Source organism: Sphingomonas larreae (assembly GCF_051400595.1).
Lineage (GTDB): Bacteria > Pseudomonadota > Alphaproteobacteria > Sphingomonadales > Sphingomonadaceae > Sphingomonas.
Map to the genome: position 1 here is coordinate 25,045 of NZ_JBLFFI010000008.1, position 22,073 is coordinate 47,117.

The 22,073-nt window shown below is 62.3% G+C and carries 22 protein-coding genes; 8 read left to right on the forward strand and 14 right to left on the reverse strand.

The genetic code is table 11. From position 1 onward, the window contains the following. The first annotated feature begins 229 nt into the window (after nt 1-229). Nucleotides 230-1,804 (forward strand): SulP family inorganic anion transporter, encoded by a 1,575-nt coding sequence (locus ACMGDM_RS18825; RefSeq protein WP_436805666.1) that lies wholly within the window; start codon nt 230-232, stop codon nt 1,802-1,804. Next, nucleotides 1,801-2,481, forward strand: a complete 681-nt coding sequence (locus ACMGDM_RS18830) for a carbonic anhydrase (protein ID WP_436805667.1) — start codon at nt 1,801-1,803, stop codon at nt 2,479-2,481. Before ACMGDM_RS18825 ends, ACMGDM_RS18830 begins: the two co-directional genes overlap by 4 nt. Nucleotides 2,482-3,113: 632 nt before the next feature. Here the strand turns inward: ACMGDM_RS18830 and ACMGDM_RS18835 are convergent. Next, nucleotides 3,114-3,761 (reverse strand): NADPH-dependent F420 reductase, encoded by a 648-nt coding sequence (locus tag ACMGDM_RS18835; protein WP_436805668.1) that lies wholly within the window; start codon nt 3,759-3,761, stop codon nt 3,114-3,116. A gap of 6 nt (nt 3,762-3,767) precedes the next feature. Further along, entirely contained in the window at nt 3,768-4,481 is a 714-nt protein-coding gene (bdcA, locus tag ACMGDM_RS18840; protein WP_436805741.1) for an SDR family oxidoreductase, read from the reverse strand. 75 nt (nt 4,482-4,556) lie between these two features. On the opposite strand from bdcA, the gene ACMGDM_RS18845 reads away from it, so the two are divergent. Further along, entirely contained in the window at nt 4,557-5,147 is a 591-nt protein-coding gene (locus ACMGDM_RS18845; protein WP_436805669.1) for a TetR/AcrR family transcriptional regulator, read from the forward strand. An 85-nt stretch (nt 5,148-5,232) separates the two neighbouring features. Here the strand turns inward: ACMGDM_RS18845 and ACMGDM_RS18850 are convergent, their stop codons facing one another. The 3 genes from ACMGDM_RS18850 to ACMGDM_RS18860 form a co-directional block, all read right to left on the reverse strand. Further along, the gene (locus tag ACMGDM_RS18850) at nt 5,233-6,264 is read right to left on the reverse strand and encodes a D-cysteine desulfhydrase family protein (protein WP_436805670.1); all 1,032 of its coding nucleotides are present in this window, start codon (nt 6,262-6,264) and stop codon (nt 5,233-5,235) included. 336 nt (nt 6,265-6,600) lie between these two features. Further along, nucleotides 6,601-6,951, reverse strand: a complete 351-nt coding sequence (locus ACMGDM_RS18855) for a lipocalin-like domain-containing protein (protein WP_436805671.1) — start codon at nt 6,949-6,951, stop codon at nt 6,601-6,603. Beyond that, nucleotides 6,951-7,190: a Rossmann-fold NAD(P)-binding domain-containing protein gene (locus ACMGDM_RS18860; RefSeq protein WP_436805672.1), complete on the reverse strand. Its 240-nt coding sequence runs from the start codon at nt 7,188-7,190 to the stop codon at nt 6,951-6,953. The genes ACMGDM_RS18855 and ACMGDM_RS18860 overlap by 1 nt, the downstream gene beginning before the upstream one ends. Nucleotides 7,191-7,383: 193 nt before the next feature. Here ACMGDM_RS18860 and ACMGDM_RS18865 point away from each other — a divergent pair, with 193 nt between their 5' ends. The 3 genes from ACMGDM_RS18865 (at nt 7,384) to ACMGDM_RS18875 (ending at nt 8,415) form a co-directional block, all read left to right on the forward strand. Then, entirely contained in the window at nt 7,384-7,701 is a 318-nt protein-coding gene (locus ACMGDM_RS18865) for a hypothetical protein (RefSeq protein WP_436805673.1), read from the forward strand. Further along, the gene (locus ACMGDM_RS18870) at nt 7,701-8,114 is read left to right on the forward strand and encodes a hypothetical protein (RefSeq protein WP_436805674.1); all 414 of its coding nucleotides are present in this window, start codon (nt 7,701-7,703) and stop codon (nt 8,112-8,114) included. The genes ACMGDM_RS18865 and ACMGDM_RS18870 overlap by 1 nt, the downstream gene beginning before the upstream one ends. 112 nt (nt 8,115-8,226) lie before the next feature. After that, nucleotides 8,227-8,415 (forward strand): hypothetical protein, encoded by a 189-nt coding sequence (locus tag ACMGDM_RS18875; RefSeq protein ID WP_436805675.1) that lies wholly within the window; start codon nt 8,227-8,229, stop codon nt 8,413-8,415. Here the strand turns inward: ACMGDM_RS18875 and ACMGDM_RS18880 are convergent. The 7 genes from ACMGDM_RS18880 to ACMGDM_RS18910 all read right to left on the reverse strand — a co-directional run bounded on the left by ACMGDM_RS18880 (nt 8,412) and on the right by ACMGDM_RS18910 (nt 14,437). Continuing rightward, complete coding sequence (locus tag ACMGDM_RS18880; protein ID WP_436805676.1) at nt 8,412-8,783, reverse strand: alpha/beta hydrolase family protein; 372 nt, start codon at nt 8,781-8,783, stop codon at nt 8,412-8,414. The genes ACMGDM_RS18875 and ACMGDM_RS18880 overlap by 4 nt on opposite strands. Before the next feature lie 294 nt (nt 8,784-9,077). After that, entirely contained in the window at nt 9,078-10,634 is a 1,557-nt protein-coding gene (locus tag ACMGDM_RS18885) for a CYTH and CHAD domain-containing protein (RefSeq protein ID WP_436805677.1), read from the reverse strand. Between the two features lie 274 nt (nt 10,635-10,908). Continuing rightward, the gene (locus tag ACMGDM_RS18890; RefSeq protein WP_436805678.1) at nt 10,909-11,151 is read right to left on the reverse strand and encodes a hypothetical protein; all 243 of its coding nucleotides are present in this window, start codon (nt 11,149-11,151) and stop codon (nt 10,909-10,911) included. A gap of 838 nt (nt 11,152-11,989) precedes the next feature. Next, complete coding sequence (locus ACMGDM_RS18895) at nt 11,990-12,445, reverse strand: DUF2243 domain-containing protein (RefSeq protein WP_436805679.1); 456 nt, start codon at nt 12,443-12,445, stop codon at nt 11,990-11,992. Further along, nucleotides 12,442-12,687, reverse strand: coding sequence for a hypothetical protein (locus ACMGDM_RS18900; RefSeq protein ID WP_436805680.1), 246 nt, complete (start codon nt 12,685-12,687; stop codon nt 12,442-12,444). The genes ACMGDM_RS18895 and ACMGDM_RS18900 overlap by 4 nt, the downstream gene beginning before the upstream one ends. 68 nt (nt 12,688-12,755) lie before the next feature. Then, on the reverse strand, nt 12,756-13,631 hold the full coding sequence (locus ACMGDM_RS18905; RefSeq protein WP_436805681.1) for an SMP-30/gluconolactonase/LRE family protein: 876 nt from the start codon (nt 13,629-13,631) through the stop codon (nt 12,756-12,758). A 251-nt stretch (nt 13,632-13,882) separates the two neighbouring features. After that, nucleotides 13,883-14,437 carry a recombinase family protein gene (locus tag ACMGDM_RS18910; RefSeq protein WP_436805682.1) on the reverse strand — a complete coding sequence of 185 codons (555 nt, stop codon included), beginning with the start codon at nt 14,435-14,437 and terminating at the stop codon, nt 13,883-13,885. A gap of 305 nt (nt 14,438-14,742) precedes the next feature. Between ACMGDM_RS18910 and ACMGDM_RS18915 the strand changes: the two genes are divergently transcribed. Further along, entirely contained in the window at nt 14,743-17,673 is a 2,931-nt protein-coding gene (locus tag ACMGDM_RS18915; protein ID WP_436805683.1) for a TonB-dependent receptor domain-containing protein, read from the forward strand. A 205-nt stretch (nt 17,674-17,878) separates the two neighbouring features. Here the strand turns inward: ACMGDM_RS18915 and ACMGDM_RS18920 are convergent, their stop codons facing one another. Next, complete coding sequence (locus ACMGDM_RS18920) at nt 17,879-18,787, reverse strand: LysR substrate-binding domain-containing protein (RefSeq protein ID WP_436805684.1); 909 nt, start codon at nt 18,785-18,787, stop codon at nt 17,879-17,881. Between the two features lie 334 nt (nt 18,788-19,121). On the opposite strand from ACMGDM_RS18920, the gene ACMGDM_RS18925 reads away from it, so the two are divergent. Then, entirely contained in the window at nt 19,122-20,285 is a 1,164-nt protein-coding gene (locus ACMGDM_RS18925; protein ID WP_436805685.1) for a hypothetical protein, read from the forward strand. Nucleotides 20,286-20,502: 217 nt separating this feature from the next. Here ACMGDM_RS18925 and ACMGDM_RS18930 read toward each other — a convergent pair whose 3' ends face one another. Then, nucleotides 20,503-21,921 (reverse strand): alpha,alpha-trehalose-phosphate synthase (UDP-forming), encoded by a 1,419-nt coding sequence (locus tag ACMGDM_RS18930; protein ID WP_436805686.1) that lies wholly within the window; start codon nt 21,919-21,921, stop codon nt 20,503-20,505. Between the last annotated feature and the right edge of the window lie 152 nt (nt 21,922-22,073).

Sequence of the window (22,073 nt, forward strand, 5' to 3'; positions counted from 1 at the left end):
ACGGACGCTTGCGGATAGTTTGCGCCGGGCCAAACCGCTCCTTGGTTGGCTGCGAGGAGGTGCGTTAAGTAGCGGGATAGCACAATTTCCGAAAGCCTCGATTACTGCAGATGGCGCTTTCTGTAATGAAACATTGCTATGCCAAATAGTCAACATTTCGATCTCAAATGTCGCTAAGGTGTGGTGTTAGCCAGCCTTTCCGGCCGTGCCACCGACTCGAGGTCTGGCCTTGGCTTTACGTCGCTTACAGGCGCTGCGCGCCGATCTCCCTTCATCAATCGTCGTGTTTCTAGTGGCTCTGCCATTATGCCTTGGCATTGCACTCGCGTCCGGAGCGCCGCTCTTTTCGGGCGTGATCGCCGGCATTGTCGGCGGAATCGTTGTCGGCGCGCTATCGAGGTCACACCTATCAGTCAGCGGCCCTGCGGCGGGATTGACCGTTATCGTTCTTGCCGCAATCGAGCGATTGCCATCCTTTGAGGCATTCCTGCTGGCCGTGATGCTGGCTGGCGTGCTGCAGATTGCTTTGGCTGCGACCCGCTCAGGTATCGCGGCTGAGTTCGTTCCCTTCTCAGTAATCACCGGTATGCTGGCGGCGATAGGCTTAATCCTTATTCTCAAGCAGGTGCCTCACGCGCTTGGATACCAAGGGGATTTCGACGGCAGCTTCGAGTTTTTCCAAGCCGACGGGAGTAACACGTTCACCGCGATCATTACCGCCATTCGTCAGCATCTCTCGCCGGGTGCCATGCTGATCGCGCTGGTCAGCCTCGCATTCCTTTTTTGGTGGGACAATGCGCGTCCGACGAGTGGCCCGTTGCGCTTCGTGCCTGGCCCGCTTGTTGTGGTTTTGATTGGGGTGGGAGGCAATGCGCTGCTCGGCATATTGAGACCGAGCTGGCAGCTAGGCGCCGCGCACCTCGTCCAGGTTCCCGTTGCCGCCACGCCCGGTAAGTTTGCATCGTTCTTTACGACGCCTGATTTCTCGCAGATCGATAACGGCGCGGTTTGGACGACTGCGCTCACGCTGGCAATTGTGGCCAGCCTAGAGTCCTTGCTCAGCGTAAAGGCCGTCGACGCTCTAGACCCCAAGCGCCGTACCACTCCGAAGAATTGGGAGCTCATGGCGCAGGGCGGCGGAAACATCATCTCCGGCCTGATCGGTGGATTGCCAATCACATCGGTGATCGTCCGCTCGTCCGCGAACGTCGATGCCGGCGGACAAAGCAAAACCTCAACGATGCTTCACGGCCTGTGGCTGCTGCTGAGCGTTGCGCTGATTCCCGTCCTGCTGAACTTTATACCACTCGCCGCACTAGCCGCAGTGCTGATCGCGACAGGATACAAATTAACGAAGCCTAAGCTATTTATCGATCGCTATAGGCAGGGCTGGACACAATTCCTTCCTTTTGTGATTACAAGCGCGGCTATTCTGTTCACCGATCTACTGATCGGGATCGTGATCGGACTGGTGGTGGGCTTCATCTTCGTTGTGGCGCGCAACTTTCGGCCTGCGATCACCTACGTGTGCGACGAGGCCGATTGTCTGATCCGAGCCAGGCGCAACCTCTACTTTATACACAAATACGAGCTTCAAAGTAAGCTGGACAAGGTTCCCACGAGCGCTAACTTGCTAATTGATCTGTCATCCACAAATTATGTGGACCTCGACAATGTTGAGGTAATCAATGCCTTTATTGAAGGCGCCAAATACCGCGACATCAGCGTTACAGTTCGTGGCGATATCGCGGAGCGCAGCGCGCCGTTGATCAATGCGCCTATTTCGGAGGTCCGTTTCGCGTGAGGAACTACAAGCAGCTACTGCTAGCAAACCGAGCTTGGGCGCTTGAACTGGTGGAGGAGAAATCCGATTTTTTCGAGCGCCAGGCACACGGCCAGAAGCCCGAGTTCCTGTGGATCGGCTGCTCCGACAGCCGTGTCAGCCCGGAACAGATGACGATGTCACCACCGGGTGGTATGTTCCTCCACCGCAATATCGCCAATCTAGTCAACGAGGACGACCTCAATTTGATGTCGGTGCTGCAATATGGCGTTGACGTGCTGGGCGTTAAGCATCTAATCGTCTGCGGGCACTATGGCTGCGGCGGCGTAAAGGCAGCAGTCCAGGGCGGCACAAGTGGTTTTGTCGACACTTGGCTCCAAACCGCGCGCAACGTTGCGAGTGATCACTGGGAAGAGTTGGGAAGGCAGGCGACGCCCGAAGCCAAGATTAATCGGCTGGTTGAGTTCAACGTGCGGGACCAACTTGTCAATCTCGCGCGCACTGCCATCGTGCAGAGGGCATTTGCCCAGAAGCAGGATTTGTGGTTGCACGGCTGGGTCTACGACATTCGTGACGGCCGCATCAAACCGCTGATGGAGATCGATCGCGATACGACGCTGGAGACGGTTCCCCATCCCCGGCACGTGCTGCTTACCGCAGGTGAAAGTAACGCAGCACCGGACTTTGAGGATCATTGAGCTTGGAACCGCGCGACGCTAGATCCGGGTTTCGCAAACGTCGTCAATCGCGAATTGCGGTCGGCAGCCAGGGTCCGAATAGCGTCGCTTGTCGCGACAAAGCCGGCTTGAGAAAGCGCCGTTCGGGCGTGGTGCTCTCGCCCTCCGAGTGGCTCCTAGGTGCTAGCTTCCCAGCAGTGTGTCAGTCGCTTCCTGAAAGCGTCGAAAGGCTCTGGATTTGCCTCGTCGCGGCGGCAGCAAAAGCCCGGCAATTCGGGCTTCAATCGCCTGACGCAATCGCGCACGGTTCGGCTTCCTGTGATCGCTATTTGGTCCCCAAAGCGGGGCAAACGGAGAACGTGCCGCTTTGATGAGCGAACAGGAGGGTGTTTAGGCGCGCTGTCCCGCGCGCCTAAGTCCCTGCAGAAAAGGGATAATCAGGTCGCCGTCGAAGCATGATATGCGGACCAGATAAGTGCGTACCATGTGGCGAATTGGCAGCACACCGAACGCCAGCCACGCGGCCATGAGAAAGGAAACCTTGCCCTCGATTGGTCGCCTTCTCGGGCGTAGTACACAGTTGACCTCTCCCTACGCGCACTTTGACGACGAGCATGATCCAGATGCCATCCGAAGCCACAGCACACGCGTGCTTACCCTGGTTCACGGCGGGCACTTGCCAGGTTGGCGAAGAGCTCGGAGCGGGTCTGCGCACTCTCCTTCCATGCGGGCTGGCCAGGGCGTGTGCGCCAAGACTCGCTGAGCGGGCTGTTGTCGACGATGTCGAAACCGAACTGATCGTAAAGGCGCGCCACGACGGCTATGGCCTCGGGGAAGTCGCTTGACGCAGACAGCGCCAGTCGGTCGGGCGATCCGGGTGCCCGTCCCCAAGTCAGAATGCGCGGTGCCTGGATGTGCGTGAACGCCTTGACCACCATAGAGGCGGGCAACTGTTCTTGGCGGAGCTCGTGCTCCGTCTTCTCGCCCGAGTCCACGATGGGATAATCCCCGTCGCGCCAAGGCATGTAGTTGTTGGTGTCGATCACGACCTTTCCGGCCAACGCCTGATCCGGCATGTCGTTGACCGGCTTGAGTGGCACGGCGACAATCACGAAGTCGCCCGCGGCTGCAGCCTCCGCTGCAGTCGCTGCCCGCGCAGCCGGGCCCAGTCGTTCGATCAGATCCGTCAAAGTCTCCGGTCCTCGCGAATTCGCAATCACGACCGAATAGCCGCTTGCGATCGCGGCGCGGGCGATGTGGCTGCCCACCTCGCCTGCGCCGATGATGCCGATGGTGGCCACGCGATCTCAGGCTCCGAACGCACCGTCGATGGTGTGCATTGCGCCAGTGACGAAGCTAGCTTCTGGCCCGGCCAGCCACGCCACCATGCCTGCGATCTCCTCGGGCCGACCGTGGCGCTTGATCGCCATAAAGCCGTGCATCAGATCCTTCATTGGCCCGTTCTCCGGGTTCGCGTCGGTATCGATCGGGCCGGGTTGCACGACGTTGATCGTAATCCCGCGAGGCCCAAAATCACGCGCCAAACCGCGGGCCATGCCCTGCAACGCCGACTTACTGAGCGCGTAGGACGCCATGCCAGGTACGGGCATCCTGTCGCCGTTCACCGACCCGATCACGATGATCCGCCCGCCTTCAGGCATCTGCCGGGCTGCCTCGACCGAGGCATGGTAGGGGGCGTGCACGTTGACCCTGAACAGGCGATCGACCTCGTCCGGATCTTGCTCGAGCGCATCGCCGAAGAGTGCAAAGCCAGAGTTCACGACCAGCACGTCTAGCGGACCGCTGTCCCGGACCCTCGCGATCACGGCGTCACGATCGGCGCTATCAGTCTGCACTGCCGTGCTGCCCGTCTCGGCGGCCAGCCGCTCGGCCGCCTCACGCGAGCCGGCGTAGGTGAAGGTCACTTGGGCGCCAGCCGTGGCGAAACGCCGCACGATAGCCGCTCCGATTCCCCGGCTTCCGCCAAGAACCAGAACAGATTTTCCCTGAAACGCAGCCATGTCGTCATCCTTGAGGTTCACTTTACGATACGCTACATAAATAGCCAATCAGCATCGTCAAGGATTTCTGTACGAGTGACTACAGATAAGCAGCGGAGCCGGGGTCGCCCGCGCCGCTTCGATCCAGCGGAGGCGGTCGCTACGGCCCAAAGGCTGTTCCACGCCCGCGGCTACGATGCGGTCAGCGTCGCTGACGTGACCGCTGCGCTCGGAATCAATCCGCCGAGCTTCTACGCCGCTTTCGGTAGCAAGGCCGGCCTCTATGCCCGCGTGCTCACACGTTATAACAGCGGCAGTGCCGTCCCGCTGGCCGCCTTGCTGCGCGACGATCGCCCGGTTAAGGACTGCCTTGCCGCCGTTCTGGAGGAAGCCGCAAGGAACTATGCCGCTGATCCGGATGCGGCCGGGTGCCTCGTTCTCGAAGGCGTGCGCTGCGATGACCAGCAAGCCCGCGAGGCGGCGCTAGCGTACAATCTAGCTGCCGAAGGGGTGATCCGAGACTATGTTGCGGCTCGCTGTCCTGACAAAGCTGAGCAGTTGACCGATTTCGTCAGCACGACCATGTCCGGGCTCTCCGCTAAAGCCCGTGCCGGACACGGATTAGATCAACTGCTGGCAACCGCCCGCCTCGCCGGCATGGCTATCGCACAGGCTGTTCCCGGTTAGACGCGTGTCTCCCCGAGAGGAGACTCAGTTGCGGCCGTTCCGCGCACCGACATCGGCCACTCGTCCATGTATGCTGGGTATGCGGTCAGGCAGGTTGGACATCAGCAGTTCTGAAGGCCGTCTCATAGGCGAACAGGCCGGGTAGGCCGCCCGTCATGATGAACAATACGGGGCCGCCAGTCCACGCACCGCCACGTATAGCGGCGATCAGGCCTGCGAACGCCTTTCCGCCATAGACTGGGTCGAGCAGAAGCCCTTCCGTGCGTGCGACGAGTCGTACGGCTTCGAACATGCCAGCAGTGGGCACGCCATAGCCGTCGCCAAGCTGGCCGTCTGCGACGGCGATCTCGCCTTCGGCGAAAACGCTTGCCGGATCAAGCAACGCCAACGTCCCGGTCGCCAACCGGGCAGTGGTCTCCCTTGCCTCTCGGATTTGGGCGAGGACGGTGAAGGATTGTACTCGCGATGCCTCGTCGCCTGCGGCCTTGAGCCCGGCGGCAAGCCCCGCGTGAGTGCCGGAGCTGCCGTTCGGCACCACGATGCGAGAGAAACGGAGCCCGGCCGCTTGTTCCTGTGCGATGATTTCCTGCGCGCACACCGCATAGCCGAGGCAGCCGAGCGGCGACGACCCGCCCGCACCCACGACATAGGCGCGGCGCCCGGCCGCCGCGAGCTGTGCGGCGCGCTCCCGGGCAATCTCAAGGGCGTCGACACCGCCTGACCTTCGATGGACGATCGCGCCGAACAGGTCGTCGAGCAGCACATTTCCGTTGCGCCGGTAGGCCTCGTCATCCCGCGCGACGGTATCGGTCAGCACCAGCTCGCAAGCCAAACCCGCGCGCGCTGCGGCGGCCGCGCTCAGCCGCGCGTGGTTCGATTGCCGGGCACCCGTGGTGATGAAGGTGTCGCAGTCCTGTTCCAGCGCCTCGCCGATCAGGAACTCGAGCTTCCGGAGCTTGTTGCCGCCCACGCCAAGGCCCATCAGGTCGTCGCGTTTGACGTAGATTGGCGGGCAATCCCGACGTCCCAGAGCCTCCTCAAGCCGCCTCAAGCGCTGGACCGGCGTCGGCGCCTCAACCAAGGAAAAACGAGGCCGTTCTTCGAGCAAGACAGTCATCCTTCCTCCCCGGGTCCTCGGAGCAGCAGCGCCGGGTCGCTCCGCTTAGACCTTTCTCGACGAAGCCATAACTGAGTACCCGCGTTGGATGACCCAGTTGCGGTCATTCAAAGCCATCTGCTCGCGCCCAACTTCCACCGCCCGTTCATCTTGGCGCTCGAGCCTTTCAGGTGTTCCGCGCACCAGCAGGCGCTCTTACCCGGACGAACGCGGCGCGCAGCACGCCACCACCTGGCCGCGTGAACGTCTCGGTCAGCCGGGAGCTCCGAACCTCAAGTAAGAGCTCATGGGTCGTCCGCACGCTTCCGACCCAATTCGGAAAGGTCGCGCCCTCCACTACGTTGCCGGAGAATGTCCCGTTTCCGTGGACGGAGTAAGCGCCATAGAAGCCAATTCCGTTGCCATCGCCTCCCGGTTCTCGCTGTCGGTACCTTCGCCGCGCCGCCCCGACGCGAAACGCCGCGTCTCCGAGTTCGTCAGGACCTCCACGAAGTGCATATCCGGGGTAAAGATCAGCATCCCGGCCGGCTGAAGTCCGTAGGGCCGCGTCTCGCGTCCATCCTCTTCCAAGGTCGCCGAGATCATCCGCCACGTGCCGACCGGCTCGTTTGACGAACTCGCACCCTGGCCCGCGCAACCCCCAGAGGCGGCAAGCGTCAGCGCAAGCGCCGTCGCGCGCGCGGTCATCACGACCGGTCTGCAGCGAACGCAACATCCCGCTGCGCACGAAGCGCGTCTAACCGCGACGTGAGAGCCCTCTCGATACTGATGTACGCGGTACCGCCAAGCGTCACCCGAGCTGTTGGCTGCGCGATGTCACCAGCCTCGATCATCGCCGCCACGGTGCGATCGGCGTCGCCGGTCAAGGTGAAGTCGCCGCTGGCGATCGCACGTCGAACCTCACCCGCAGGCGTGGCGTCATACACCTCGCTTTCCGGCGCACGATCCAAAGCTGCGCCGAAGCCCGTGTCGGTCGGCCCCGGCTCGATAAGTGGCCGCCGATGTAAACTTTAATTTGCGCGAGAAGCCGATAGCTTTCGCCAGATTGCAAATGAGCAAATAAGTCTGTTTAGGTGAATAGCCGGTCATTGATCTGCCGCCATGCTTTTCTGTTTTGCCATGATCTATGTTTTTTCTGGCAGCAAAACCTGGATAATTCGCGTTGATGATCATTGGAGAACCGACATGCCAATCGACAATTCAGACGCTCGAGCTCCAAGCGGCGCCGCTTCAGCAGCACGGCCCTTCAATCCCGATGGTGGGGAGGACGAAGCTAGTACATCGCAGGACGGTGACGAGCGGCACCTCCACGGCGATCGAAAGCCCTTAGATCGACAGCAATCCGGTGCGGACGCGGTCGATGATGACGATCCAAACAAAACTGAGAAGCTGACCAAGGCAGGCCGCGACATCGACCCTGATGCGGGCGCTGACTGATGGCGATGGAGGCGGCACGAGCACTCCTTTCTCGATTCTTCCGCTCCACGTTCTCTCAACCGAAGGACGCTGACAAGAACCGCCGCGGCACGAGCCCCGGCGCCAACAAGTCGACTGTCCAGGCCAGCGGTTACGGCACCAACAAGGGCGCGCCGGACGGTGTCTCCGCGTCACCCAGCGGGTCCGAGGGCGCCAACATCCAGGGGCGATCAGCTGGCGGCGAGAGTGGCGGCGGAGCCTACCCCAATCCCAAGTCTGGCAAGGCGGGGACGAACAGTGGCTTCATGGGGCATGGTGGGCAGACCGACATCGGGTACCATGGTGGCGAGCAGGCCGGCGATAACGGCGGCACGACGGCAAATGCTACGACCCGCGGCAAGGATGATTATGCGGGGTCCGAACGCTCCCGATGAGGCGCCTCTAACGCGGCCAAGCTGCAGCGCACGAGAGCTAACGCCGACTCTCGAATGCTCCAAGCCAATCAAGCAGCGTCTCCTGAAGCACGATCCCGGAGTTCGAGTAGCTGTGATCGTCGGCTATATGCGCGCATCGCAACAGGGCGCCGCCGCGTTCCTCGATTACGCCGGCAAGCGCATCGCTTCCGTGCGCGAAGCCATCGTCGGAGCTGATCAGGAGGACTGGCCGGGCTTGCAGTGCCGCTGCATAGGAGTTGAGCGCCCAGTCGCTCGCGCGATCCCGCGCCTCTCGCGCTAGCGATCCCGGCGAGGTGCCGGCAAGGATATGCAGTCCGGCGCCGACCCCGACGTTCGCGTCGATCGCGCCGATGTCGCGGCTGCTCCCTGTCCAAACGCCTCGCCTAGATCAACGCCAGACAGAAGCGCAGCGCCGAGAACCTCCGGATGAGAGGACGCCACGTTTGCCGCGACGAACCCACCCATGCTGTGGCCCACCAGAGCGATTCTAGCCGGATCGATACGTAGTCTGCCCTCACGCCCTTTCTGCTGAAGCCACGCGAGCGCCGCCTCGGCATCGTCGAGACAATGCGCGAAGCTGAAGCTGCCGGGACCACTCCATGCGCCACGATAGTGGATCGTAAGAACGTTCCAGCCCGATCGGCGCATCGCCTGTGCGCAGTCGACGTTCTGCTTGCGTTGCGATACTCGTCGGTCGCCACAAGCCGGCCCGAGCCCAGGTTGAGCAGGAAGCGGTTCGCCTGCACCGCCAGTCGACCATCAATTCCGGGCGTATCGGCCTTTCGGCCGGCTTGCCAGAGACGACGTGATCTCCGCCCCGATTGCGCCCCTAATCGCGGCGGAGGAGTCCTCCAATGCGGGACTATTTCACCCGTGAGGAGCGCTGCCGATCGCGCGTGCATTCTCGGCACGACACTCGCCAGGGACGGCCGCTAACGCTGCTCAGCGCCAGAAGCGCTTGCTGTCCATCAATGCGGCATAGGAATTTGCCGCTTCCTCAAGCAAAGGACGACGTCGCGACAGATCGGGCTCAAGGGCCTTTGCGGTTGGCGTGCCATTCAGAGCCAGGTTCGCGATCACCATCGGAGCGGTCGCTAGGTCATTCAGATCGCCAAGAACTGATTGCAGCGCCTCCAAGGCCGCGAGGAACGCTTGGTGCCGGCGCGTCGGCTTCTTGCCGGGAAACAGATTTGCGAAGAACTCGGTCGCATAACGGAGCTTCTTTGCCTCGATGCGGGCTTCGTGCCGCCGGTCGTCGCTCACCAACTCGAGCCCGCGCCCAAGCCGCTTGAGCCGCCGGCGGTGCTTCTCGAGCGCCTCGGCGGCGAACGATTCGATTGATCGCTCACGCACCGCATCAGTGGTGTCCGAAGCCCAAGCACCGATCGCTGTCCATTCGGCCAAGTCGAGCATCAGCGCGCGTGCCCGTGTCGACGCCAAGGCTATCTGTACGGCAGCATACGCATCCTTGCGAGCCGCCCGTAGTGGCTCGACGATCTCGCGACCTGAGAGCCGCTCGAGCATGACATCCAGGTTGCGGGCATGACCAAGCTCGCCTGCGATCCAGCGCAGTTCGGTACGGAGATGATCGTACCGGTCGTCCGCAACGACGGTCTTGAAAGTCGACAAGGCGGAGCGCAGCCGGCGTAGGGCGACCCGTGCCTGGTGGAGCGCGCGGGCATCCCCGCTTCGCGTAAGGATTGCTTCGTTGAGGCGGAACTGACGCAGACAGGTTCCCACAATCGCGCGAAAGCCGGCCGCAGCCGAAATCCCTGATTGCAGCTGCAGCGGCCCAGTCTTGACCGGCTTGTCCATATTAGCAGCGGCCAACCTGTAGCCGCGCTCCGACTTGGTAAGAACACCGAGCCGTACCGGAGCTGATCGGTCCAGCTCCCGAGCGATGGCGAACAGCGCAGCGGGGTCGCCGCCTTTGAGTTCCAGTTCAACCTCACAGACCGGCTCCGAGCGCTCCGCCGCACGTACCTCTCCGCGGTCGAGCACGACTTCAATGGCCGCCTCGGTCCGCTCGACCAGAACGGTCCTGCGGGTCACCACGACGCGGAAGAGAGGCTCAATGCGTGCGAGATCGGCGTCTGGGATCATGCGCCGAAGCGGACCGTCATCATCGTCGAGTACTGGCTGATCACTACTGACCTCGCGCTCCCACTCCGGTCGGACGAACAGGCCTGCCGCAGCCTCGCTCTCGGCCTTGATGGTTTGGATCCGTCTTTCACCGACCGTGCGAACGCGCAGCGAAAAGCCGGCCTTGTGCAGCGCTTGGCTGGGCGTGTCGAAGTAGACCGATTGCTGTTCGCGATCGAGCGCGCTGTCGCTGTTCAGCGGTGCTGCAGCGAGAAGCGGGTCGAGTTGGGCCGGGTCGACGTCGAGCTTCAGCTCGTATTCCGCGTCCAGGTCGGCGACGTCCGGGTCGCTGCTGCTGACGGCGGTTGCAGGTGCCGCCATAGCGCCGGCACTCTCCTGCATGGTCTTCTTGCTCAAGGTGGCCTCCGTCGCCGTCGAGGATAGCTTGAACCTCGTCGATCACAACTCCTCGCCTTCAGCGGGGGTCCGAGCCCAACCAGCACCTCCGCCCGTATGGCAAAATGCTGAGATCAGCGTACGGCCGTCGTGCCTTTTGTTTTGAACAAAATTCGGGGGATCCTTACATCCCTCAGGAGGTCGGGCGCGTGAAGCTCGCGGTACCGCCGGCGGCGTGACTGCGCCACACTTCAATCGCGTGGCCCACCGTCAAGCTTGGTCTCGAGCCCACGACTTAATCTTGGTGCTCGGGGTTGATCGCCACCAAAGCCTCCAAATCAGCGGAGTAGAGACGTCGCTTTCTTCCGATGTAGGGAAAATCGACGAGGTCACCAGAAACCTCCACAACCACGTCTTCGCGGTCTTCGCCTGTAAGGGCCGCAAATTTTCTGACAGAGTCGGCGAGAGCGTTGGCTTGGGCATACGCGTCGCGCGGGCCGTAGAAGTCTGTGGCGCGTTTCCAATCATCATCGGTCATGGCGAACTCCTCGAGCGTGAAGCTCGAAGAGCGAACGCGCCGGACGATCTCTCGGGTCCGAGTTCGTCGGAGCGGTAGGCACGAGGATACCCGAGATCCGCGACCGCATGCACGAGCTGGCGAACCAGCACGGCATTTCGGAGCACCATCTGGCCGATCAGACCGCCGGCGATCGCCGCGACGCCGCGCAGCGTCGCGATGGCACGCCTAACCGAGAACCAAGAGGCGGCGGTGCGCCACGCCCTCAATTTGGCGTCGCATACGCCAAGGAACCACTCTCCCCGGCATGAAATTGTGACGGCGCAGCTTCCCTTCCTTCGCGGACCTTCCCGCACCGCGGCAGGTGTAAGAGGCGGTTGCCAAGCAGCGACCGCTTGAGATTGCGACGGGCAAGCAGATAACGCTCGACAGCAACCCTTCAAATAGGGCGGTGCGCTTTCGTATGCGTGTAGCCGAAAACTAGCAGACGCCTTCTCACCAGGCGTCGCCCCTCGGTTCGACCCAGTTCCTGCCATTCCGCGGCACTACGGCGCTTTTCAGGACCGGCCATTCGTTCACTATCCGCCCGTCGCCTTGTCAGGCTGCGCGATAGCCGGCGCGTCAATCCGCTTGGCGATCTCCGATATGGCAAGGAAGGGGCACGCTGATGGTCGCGGCGCAGGACGAGCCCGGCGTCGCTCACTACTTACTGCTAAGCGAGCTGTCGCTTGGGTCACCGGTGCCGTGGCCAAGCCTGCCGATCGCGGGTAACAGCGCCGCCCTACAGCAAAGCCGGCTAGCGGTACGCCGGCGTCTCCACGAGGCGGGCGGAGTGATGATTAAGAGCGCCCGTCAGCTGCTATCGCGGCGAACGGGCAAGCATCCCTCCTCCCACCAGCATCGCAGCGCCCCACAGCAGGAACAAATAGTCCCAAATGGAAAGGCCTAGGGGCTCGTAAACGTGATGGAGCTGAAGAAGGTGGTGATCGATCACGCCCTCGACGAGATTGAACAGGCCCCATCCCGCCAGGAGCGAGCCAGCGAGAAGACGCCCCGACATGTTCGCGCCCGTGGTCCTGCCGGCCCGCCACAGCAGAAGAATGCCGGCGGCCGTGATTGTCCAGACGCCGGCATGGAAGATACCGTCCCAGACCATATTCACTTTCGCGCCCACGTAGTCGGTGTTCGCGATCCGACCCGACATCATGTTGTGCAGCTGCAGGATCTGGTGAAACACGATGCCATCAACAAACCCGCCCATGCCGATCCCGAGCGCGAGGCCAGCCGCGAGTAGTGGGCGGGATCGTGAGGTCATAGCGAGGTTGGTCTTTCTGGGTCACGGGCGACCAGCGCGACGATCGCCAGCAGCGCGGTGACGGGCAGCAGGATGGCTGCCAGGTTCGACGCTAGATCAGGGCTCAGCAAGCGCTCTCGAACCGAGATCGCCGGCGCCGAATGACAGAGAGTGCAGGCGGCCGCCGGGCTGGGAAGCAGGGCAAACAACAACATGGCGCACACCCGGTCGAAAGCTGCCAGACCCGTCTCGTTCATAGCCATGCCCAGAGACGTCCGTGCGAAAGGCGGGTTCCGTAGAATTGCGGCCGATAGCGGGAGGGATCTGCCTCTCAGCGGGGTAGATTGTAGAACGCGAGCGACGCGAGCCGGATCTGCGGCACCAGCAGACGATGGCGCTTCGGATCATAACCGATCGCCGCCGGTACGGCGATGTCGCTCGCAACGGCCCTGGCCGGTCCGGTGGGTGGAACATGGTAGACGGCGTGCCCGTCTTGGCTCGCAACAAGCAGGCTGCCGTCGGCCAACGGCACGATGCCGTCGATCCGTCCGACCGGCAGCGATCGTTCGCGCCGGATCCTGCCGTTCTTGTCGCGGAACACCAGATTCACACCTCGGCCTCCGTGAACGATCTCACCGGCATGCGTCAGGGCGATTCCGTTGGGACGCTCGAGCGCATCGTCACGAGCGACCCACGGCGCTGTACGGCCGCCGCGGATCACCCAAAGCGCGCCGCTCACCGCATCACTGCCGGAATCGGTGACGTAGATGGTACCGTCATCGTCCACGGTCAGGTCGTTCAGTCGCTCGCTACCGGAGACCGCGATTGTCCCCCGTGGCGCGCCCGTCCGCCGGTCGAACATGTGCACCGCCGTAGGATCGGCGACATAGACAATGTCACCCTTGATGAAGAGTCCCAGGGGGCGAGCCAGTACGGCACCATCGCGCCCTCCCTCGATCCATTTGAGATTGGTCACTTGCCCGTTGGGGGAGACGCGCGAGATGAAGCCCTGCCCTTGAGCCGGCCCCATATTGGCCACCAGGTATTCGTCGGCTCGATCATCATAGCGCGCGCATTCCGACCCGGAGAAACCCACATTTTCAACCAGCCGCGACGGCGGCAAGCTTTGTGCGGGCACCGTCTGGGCGGGCGCCACAGGGACCGTTAGCAGCAGGATTATCGGCGCACCGAAATACCTCAAGCTCATCTGCCGCACTCCCTGTGCCCTGCGGCGAGACTGAAACCACTTGCGGGGCACGTCAAGCCGCCGGTCGGCGACGCTCGCATCGCCGCCCCACCAGTCGCGGTCATCCCCTGCCAACCTCGCGGAGGCATTCAGCCACCGGCGGATGTGCTTTTAAGTCATAAGCTTTGACGCTTTCTGTCGAATATATCGAGCGGCTATCGTTGTTTTCTCCGTTGTTCCTCTGGTCCACCAAAACACCACGCTTCTGCGCTTCAGCTTTGTTTTGCTGCGGCGTGGAACCTATGTATAGTAGAGACCGAGCATCCAACTCGGCTTGCCGCCTCCGAGAACGACCCTCCTCTAGCAACCAAGCTCAGAGCGTATTGAAGCCTGGCGCTTGAGACCGATGGTCTTCCCACCGGACGGCGCGACCTGGCAGAGGCCTCTGCCAAGCCAGGCTCACCTTTGCCAATGAGCTGATCTCTGGCACTATTTAATGCTGCAAACGCCATTCCGATGCCTTTATCCTTCCTGGTATCAAGGCCATCACCAAGGGAAATAAGATGAGCGCCTGCGCTTAGAATTGAACTAACGGTCTCAATTATAAGGTCTGTCTTAGACCCAAGCCGATTTAGGTGCATCACTATCACTAGGTCGTCCGAGGTGCAGTCGCTAATAAGGTCAGCAAGCGCCGGCCTCAGATTAAATTCCTCAAACGAGGACTCAGAATACACAACCGAAGCGCCAGCTCTCTCAAGCGACACAATTTCATGTTCAACTGCTTGGCGGCTCAGCATGGAGCTTATGTAGCCGTACACTGCACTCATGGTTTAAGCGCCCTCGCATACATAGCAGCTCGACTGGCGCTCGATGTGAGCGCCCGTGCAAGATCGCACGCGTCCCGGCGCCTTAGCCGAGCAACACACCCCATACAAGGGCGCTGGAGTGGACCAACACGGGGAAACGAATGTTGCGCGAAGCGGGGTCTTTTATGCATAAAACTGTGCCTTTGACGACACAGTCGTGATCAAAAGACCTGTTTTCGGCATCTGGATCGCCAGCGCGCGCTTGAAATGGCTGCCGGCGACCGGTTTCATGACGGCAATATGAAAAGGGGTCCAAGATCATGAGATTGTCGCGCTTCCTCACCGCCACTGCACTGATGGGGGCGATGGTGTCGCTTCCGGGCTTGGCGGCCGCGCAAACCGCCGCGAGCGGTGACGCAGCACCAGCACAGACTGATGCGAACGGTGCAGAGGAGCCCACCGGTGACGTCGTCGTCACCGGCTCGCGCATTCGCCGTCCCGATCTGGAGTCGGCTTCTCCGGTGGCCGTGATCGGACAGCAGCAGATCCAATCGCAGGGCATCGTTAACACGCAGGACTTGCTACAGAAGCTGCCGCAGGTCGGCATTCCTGGTCTCAGCCGCGCAAACAGCAATTTTCTAACTAGCGGCAATGGCATCGCGACGATCAACCTGCGCAATCTGGGTGATTCACGGACTCTCGTCTTGGTGAACGGTCGTCGCTTCGTGCCGGGCGTCGCCGGCACGTCGATCGTCGACATCAACAACATCCCCGCAGACTTCATCGAGCGGTTTGAGGTCGTCACCGGCGGCGCCTCGGCGGTATATGGGTCCGACGCGATAGCGGGCGTGGTCAACTACATCCTGCGGACGGACATCGACGGCATCATCGCTCGAGGTCAATACGGCATAACAGATCGCGGCGACAACGCGACTTACAATGCAAGCCTTAGCGGCGGCACGAAGTTCGGGGCGGACGGCCGCGGCTCGATCATGGCCAACGTCACCTACTCGAAGGAAGAAGGGCTGCTCTCGCGCAATCGCGCGATTTCAGCGGAGGACTGCTCGGCAGCAGGCTGCGGCCCGCAGTCATACAGCAGCTATGCGCCGCAGGGCCGTTTCGAACTCCGCAATGGCGCTTCAGCGTCGACCAACGCGGGCGGATTCGGCAGCAACCTTTTCACCTTCAACCCTGACAACAGCCTACAGCTTGGTTTTCCAACCGGATACGGCTTCAATCGAAACGCTGTGCGGCGGATAACCACACCGGTCGAGCGGATCATCGGCTCGCTCAATGCGCAGTATGAAGTCGCTGATAGTGCGACGCTTTTCCTTGAGAGCACCTACGCTAAGACGCGTTCGAGTTCGCAGATCGAGGCGCTGGCGTTGGACTCAATCAATGATGGCGTTGGTACGGGCTATAACATCGACAATCCGTTGCTGCCCGCCGCGATCAGGCAGCAGATCATCGCACGCAACAGCGACGGCATCGCCAGCAACGACGTGACATCGATTGCCTTCCGCCGCCGTCAGAACGAGGTCTTCAGCCGGAGCAATCGCAACGACCGCGACACGTTCCGCATCGCCGGAGGCGTGCGCGGGGACCTCTCGGAGAAGTGGAACTACGAGCTGAGCGCCGTCTATGGCCAACTGCGTGACCGCACGAGCAGTCAGGACATCGACATCACCCGATATGCTCAAGCGGTCAATGCGATCACTGACGGCAGCGGCAACATCGTCTGCGCCGATCCCGCGGCGCGGGCTGCCGGCTGCGTACCGATCAACCTGTTCGGCTACAACACTGCGACTCCTGAGGCTTCGGCGTACGTCCTCGCGGCGGAGCCCCGCGCCGTGCGCATCAAGAACACTCAGTTCGTGGTCACCGGAAACGTCAGCGGTTCGCTTTTCACCCTGCCCTACGGTGACGTGCAGGTGTCGGTCGGTGGGGAATACCGTCGCGAGAAGAGCACCGAGGACTGGGATGCGCTGACCAACGCCGGGCAGAACTCTGGCAATCAGACGCCGGACACGATTGGCAGCTTCAACGTCAAGGAAGCGTTCGGCGAACTCAACATTCCGATCTTGAAGGGGCTGCCGTTTGCGGAATCCCTTTCGATCCAAGGCGCAGCCCGCTACTCTGATTACTCGACCATCGGACACGTCTTCAGCTGGAACGCGGGCGGCGAGTACTCGCCCGTTCGCGGGCTGCGCTTCCGCGGCCTCTATGCCATCGCCAACCGTGCGCCTAACATCGGAGAGCTCTTCTCGTCAGCCTCTGAGACCTTCCCGTCGGTGCAGGATCCCTGCGACGGCACGACGGCAACGTCGACCGGCACCTACGCAGCCGCGTGCCGTGCCATCCCGGCAATCGCCACGGCGGTGCAGAACGGCGGGACCTTCTCCTACTCGCTGGCGGACATCCAAAGCATCAACGGCTTCAACGGCGGCAATCGCAACCTTAGCGAGGAAAAGGGCAAGACCCTGACGCTGGGCGCCGTGATCGCGCCGGATCAGATCCGCGGCCTTAGCCTGACCGTGGACTATTTCGACATCCGGCTCGAGAATGCCATCGACATCGTACCGCGCTCGACGTCGATCCAGCAGTGCCTGTTGAGCGGGCTGCCGCAGTTCTGCGACAACGTCCTCCGCAACAACACCGGTCGAATCCAGACGGTCAACGCCCAGAACATCAACGTGGCCGCGACCAAGACCCGCGGCATCGACGTGAACTTCGCCTATGGCCGGGCGCTCGGCCTGGCTGCGGAGGACCGGCTCGACCTAAACGTGCTCTACACGCATACCTTGAGCTATGAGACGCAGTCCGACCCGTCGGCGCCGCGCTACAGTGGCGTGAGCAACCTCGAGTACGGCGGCGTCTTCCGCAATAAGGTAAACGCGACGGCCACGTACAGCGCAGGCCCTTACAGCATCAATTGGACCACGACTTATCTCAGCCCCATGCTCGACACGGTAAGCGACGAGTTCGCGGAATATGCCGACTCAATCGAGCTTGCCGACGACATCCGTGGGCACAATCGTATTAAATCGTACTTCTACCACGACGTGCAGGTGCGCGCGCGCGCTGGCGAAACTTCGTCAATGGAGTTCTTCGTTGGCGTGAACAACCTGTTCGACCGCAAGCCTCCGAAGCTGGAGGACACGGTCTACTACGGCACCATAACCGGCACCACCACCGCAGCTGACATCTATGATCCGGTCGGGCGCCGCTTCTACGCCGGCGCGCAACTGCGCTTCTAGTCCGAGCACTAATGCAAGGCGATCAGCCGCTCGCAACGCGAGCGGCTGATCGCCACGGTAGTTAAACGACTCTATATGGTTGCGGCGCTTGCCACCCTCGGGACGGAGGACCCAAAGTCGGTTTGCATGCAGCCTCGTAGTGAAAGGCAGGGAGCACGACCCGCGAATTGCATTAGCTCGATAGGAGCCTCTCGCTTGTTGTGCGTCAGGCTAAATAGGGTGACAGGACCGTCGCCGCCCAAGTGATAAAGGTGCGGACACGGCGCGAGAGGTTGCCCCGGTGAGCGACCACGAGCGTCATGTCGAGCGGCTCGGGGCGAAGGTCGGGCAGAACCTCGACCAGCGCTCCGCTCTCGAGGTGGTGACGCACGCCCAGCAGCGCGGCCTGGATCAAGCCGAGGCCCGCGAGACCGGCAGCTTCATAGGTTTGCACGCTGTTGACGTGCAACGCGCCGGGCAGAGGCACCGTCGCGTAGCCGCCATTGCCGTCCGGATATTCCCAACCATAGCGCTTGGCGCCAAGCGTGCGGCTGTAGTGGATCGTCCGGTGTTCCTGCCGCGTAAGGTCTGCAATCGACTGTGGAATCCCGAGGCTTGCGAGGTAAGCGGGACTTGCCGCATTGACCATGAGAAGCTTGCCGAGTGGGCGCGCTACCAGCCTCTCGTCGCCGATTGGGCCGATCCGCAGGACACAGTCGAAGCCCTCCTGCACCAAATCGACTTGCCGATCGGTGCTCGACAGCTCCAGTTCGAGATCGGGGTAAGCTGTCATGAACGTCGGCAGGACTGGTAAAATCGCCGTGCGCGCTACTTCCGTTGGCAGGTCGACCCGGAGGCGACCGCGCAAGCCGGCGTGGTCCCCTGCAAACATCGAATGCAGATCATCGGCTTCGGCCAGCAGGTCCCGGGCCCGGCCGTGAAAGGCTCGCCCGTCCTCCGTCAATTGCACGCTGCGCGTCGTTCGGTGCAGCAGCCTGGCGCCAACAGCCAACTCCAAGTCGCGGACCACGGTGGAGGCACGTCCCTTGGAGATGCCCAGACTGTCGGCGGCGCGGGTGAAGCTGCCCATGTCCGCGACCCGCGTGAAGATCAAAAGTGGTTCGAGGTCCTGCATCAACGATCCGCCTGATGTCACGTTCTAGAAGAAACGACGTGTTCCATCGCGCTTAGTTCATCAGGCTTGGCCGGAACAGTAAGCTCGAGCCCGGCTTGGTGTCGCGCAAGCGAGGACGCCCGAGCAACCGGCGCCGCGCTGGCGCTGACTCGCACCATCCAGCGGGCTCGACCGCACCACGCCAAGCGCAACAACGACGAGCCCGCGCGCACCGCACAGCCCACCGGCGTGTTCGAGCGCCTTCCCCGAGTGCATCCGGTCCTGAGTTGGATCCTCTCATCAGCGAAGAGATCCATCGCTTGACAGGTTCCTTTTTCGGCGTGACCTTTCCCTTATGCTTGTCCCAATCCTGCTCGTGCTGACGCAGGCTACTCCCTCCGCCGCCCCACCTAAGGGCTCGCGCGAGGTCGTCGTCATTGGACGGCAGGCGGAGAGCGATCTGGCCGAGTGCCTGGCGCGGCACTGCCCGCCCGCGCAGGAGGTCGAGGCCGCGCTGCAGGCATCAGTTGAGCAGTTCACGGGCGGGCGCTACGATGATGCACGACGAACGCTGCAACGCGCCATTCACCGCAATCGTGGCTATGCCGCGACAATGCCCGGTCCGGTGTCTAGCCTCTACGCGACGCTGGCGACGGTCGCCGAACACAATGGCAACACCACATTGTGGAGGAACGCCGCGCGTAGCGATGTCGAGGTGCTGCGAACGCATCTCGGGATCGACAACCCAACTACGCTGATTGAGGAACTCCAGCTTGCCGACGACATGATTGGGTTGCGTATGCCCGGGGTCGCCGACGGCCTCTACCGCAAGGTCGAACGCCTTGCCACCGCTGGCGGGCACCGCGCTATCGCAGTAGGTGCGGTCTTCCGCCGCGCGTGGCTGGCGTTGGCGCGCGATCGAACGAGGGACGCCGAGCGGCTGATCGCCAATGCGGTCGCGCTGGCCGGCCGCGATCCGGGTGACGTCGCCGACTTACGAGACATCCTGCTCGCGCGCATCGCCGTGAGGCGCGGCGATAGTGGCGCGGTGGATGCGCTCGCCGCGCGGCTGCGTCAGTCCGCGACGCGGACTCCGGCCCTGCTGTTCGCGCCAGCGATCGAGGACATCAATCCGACTCCCAGCCCCTCCGATCGCGGCAACAGCGATCCGGTGCGGTTCGCCGACGTCGGCTACTGGATCCGCCCCAATGGCCGGACCGCCGAAGTAGAGGTGCTGCGCACCTCCGGGCTCGGGCAATGGGAGATCGGCATTCTGCGCCAGGTGAGGCAACGCCGCTACGTTCCCATTGATGTCGCGGCCAGCGATCCCGGCCTGTACCGGATCGACCGCTTCACGGTGCGCGACGAATTTGGCTCCGTCCCGGGCAGCCGGATCAAGCAACGGCACGGCAACATGACGGTTCATGTCATCGACCTGACCGGGACCGAGGCGATGAACGCCGCGCAGCGCCAGCGAACCAGCCTTAGCGCGACTGCCCCGCACCAGCGAGATCGCTGAGACTGTACGCTCCATAGCGGCTCCGTTCAGCTGTACCTGAAGCGGACGTTCCCTCCAGCCTGTGTGCAGGTCGAATGTTGTTGTCAGTCTAGCGATGTTGTCTGCCTCCGGCGTCCCGCTCAGCCTGCCGCGGCGTTCCCCTGTGCGGCCTCGATCAGCGCTTGTCAGACGGCGCTGTCCTTAAGGCATCAGCGGCTGCGCCTAGCGGTGCTTCCCCTCAGCAAGCGAGCGCAGGCGCGCGCGCCCGACCCTTTCGGTCGGTCGGCTTCTGCTGAAGCAGGTCGTTAAGGAAACTCTCGCGCCAAGCCGTCAGATCGTCGCGGATCACGCCCGCATAGAGCGCCTTCCAGCGTGCAATCCGTTCGGCCCGCGGCATCTCCAGCGCGCGGCAGATAGCGTCGGCCAGATCCTCGCGGCTGTTCGGATTCACCAGCAACGCTTCACGCATCTGCGCCGCGGCCCCCGCGAAGCGTGAGAGGATGAGAACGCCCGGGTCTTCCGCATCCTGTGCGGCGACATATTCTTTTGCCACCAAATTCATTCCGTCTTGAAGCGGAGTGACCAGCGCTACCGAAGCCGCACGATAAGCGCCGGTCAGCACGTCCCGGGGCATTGACTGGGCGCGATATCGGAGCGGGCTCCAATCCAATGTTCCAAACGCCCCGTTGATCCGGCCGGCCTCTGACAGCAGGCTGTCGTTCAGCGCCTGATAGGCGTCGACATCCGTTCGGCTCGGCTGACCGATCTGAAGCAGTGTTAACCTATCGCGCCATTCAGGGTGATCGATTAGGAATTGTTCGTAGGCGGCGAACTTCTGGGGCAAACCCTTGGAATAGTCGATCCGGTCAACACCGATCAGCAGCTTACGATCCCCAACTCCCTTCATTGTGACGCAAGTATTGCGGGCTGCCTTTGACGCGACGAGAACGCGCATCTCGTCGAGGTCGAGGCCGATCGGATACGCGCTGGCCCGGACTTCACGGCCGAGCGCCGTGACCAAACCATCGTCCCTCACCTCGCCCTTCAGTTCGTCGGTGACATAGTCTTGGAACGCGGCCAGGAAGCTCTCAGTCTGGAACCCCAGCAGGTCATAGTCGAACATCGACTGCACTAGCTCGTGATGGCGCGGCAGAGTGGAAAGAACCTGTCGGGCCGGCCACGGAATGTGGAGGAAGAAGCCGATGCGATTGCGCGCGCCGCGCTCACGCAACGCACGAGCGAGCGGAATGAGGTGGTAGTCATGCACCCACAGCGTGTCGTCGTTTTGCAGCAGCGGGATCAGCGCATCAGCGAAACGCTCATTAACTCGTCGGTATGCCGTCGCGAACGAGCGCTCATGAACAATCAGGTCGGTTCGATAGTGGCAAAGCGGCCACAAGGTCCGATTAGCGAAGCCGTCGTAATACTCCTCCACATCCTGCGGAGCGAGGTCGATTGTGGCGATGTCGATGCCGTCGTGATGCCGCACGCTGGCCGCCGCTGTCGGTTTGTCTGCCGCCTTGCCGCTCCACCCGAACCACAGGCCACCGTGCTCGCGAAGCGCAGCGGATAGCGCCATGGCGAGCCCACCCTTGGATGCCTGACCGCGCCCCTCGACTTGCGCGACTCTATTCGACACTACCAACAGCCTGCCCATGGGTCCTCTTCCTGACGATTTGTTAAGGTAGAACCCTCGTCCGGGCCAAAGGTGCCCGCTTTCCGCCACTTACCTACGTTGGACGTTCGCGGCGCGATCGGAACGATGCCTCGCAGCAGCGGTTCACCCTCTCGTCGACGACTGGAGGTATC

Excerpts from the sequence above, each read along its gene's own strand:
- ACMGDM_RS18870 (WP_436805674.1), top strand. The coding sequence starts at position 7,701 with ATGGCGATGGAGGCGGCACGAGCACTCCTTTCTCGATTCTTCCGCTCC.
- ACMGDM_RS18930 (WP_436805686.1), bottom strand. The coding sequence starts at position 21,921 with ATGGGCAGGCTGTTGGTAGTGTCGAATAGAGTCGCGCAAGTCGAGGGG.
- ACMGDM_RS18850 (WP_436805670.1), bottom strand. The coding sequence starts at position 6,264 with ATGACTGTCTTGCTCGAAGAACGGCCTCGTTTTTCCTTGGTTGAGGCG.
- ACMGDM_RS18865 (WP_436805673.1), top strand. The coding sequence starts at position 7,384 with ATGATCTATGTTTTTTCTGGCAGCAAAACCTGGATAATTCGCGTTGAT.
- ACMGDM_RS18920 (WP_436805684.1), bottom strand. The coding sequence starts at position 18,787 with ATGCAGGACCTCGAACCACTTTTGATCTTCACGCGGGTCGCGGACATG.
- ACMGDM_RS18880 (WP_436805676.1), bottom strand. The coding sequence starts at position 8,783 with ATGCGCCGATCGGGCTGGAACGTTCTTACGATCCACTATCGTGGCGCA.
- ACMGDM_RS18900 (WP_436805680.1), bottom strand. The coding sequence starts at position 12,687 with ATGGCTATGAACGAGACGGGTCTGGCAGCTTTCGACCGGGTGTGCGCC.
- ACMGDM_RS18890 (WP_436805678.1), bottom strand. The coding sequence starts at position 11,151 with ATGACCGATGATGATTGGAAACGCGCCACAGACTTCTACGGCCCGCGC.
- ACMGDM_RS18905 (WP_436805681.1), bottom strand. The coding sequence starts at position 13,631 with ATGAGCTTGAGGTATTTCGGTGCGCCGATAATCCTGCTGCTAACGGTC.
- ACMGDM_RS18925 (WP_436805685.1), top strand. The coding sequence starts at position 19,122 with ATGCTTGTCCCAATCCTGCTCGTGCTGACGCAGGCTACTCCCTCCGCC.
- ACMGDM_RS18895 (WP_436805679.1), bottom strand. The coding sequence starts at position 12,445 with ATGACCTCACGATCCCGCCCACTACTCGCGGCTGGCCTCGCGCTCGGG.
- ACMGDM_RS18910 (WP_436805682.1), bottom strand. The coding sequence starts at position 14,437 with ATGAGTGCAGTGTACGGCTACATAAGCTCCATGCTGAGCCGCCAAGCA.
- bdcA (WP_436805741.1), bottom strand. The coding sequence starts at position 4,481 with ATGGCTGCGTTTCAGGGAAAATCTGTTCTGGTTCTTGGCGGAAGCCGG.
- ACMGDM_RS18855 (WP_436805671.1), bottom strand. The coding sequence starts at position 6,951 with ATGACCGCGCGCGCGACGGCGCTTGCGCTGACGCTTGCCGCCTCTGGG.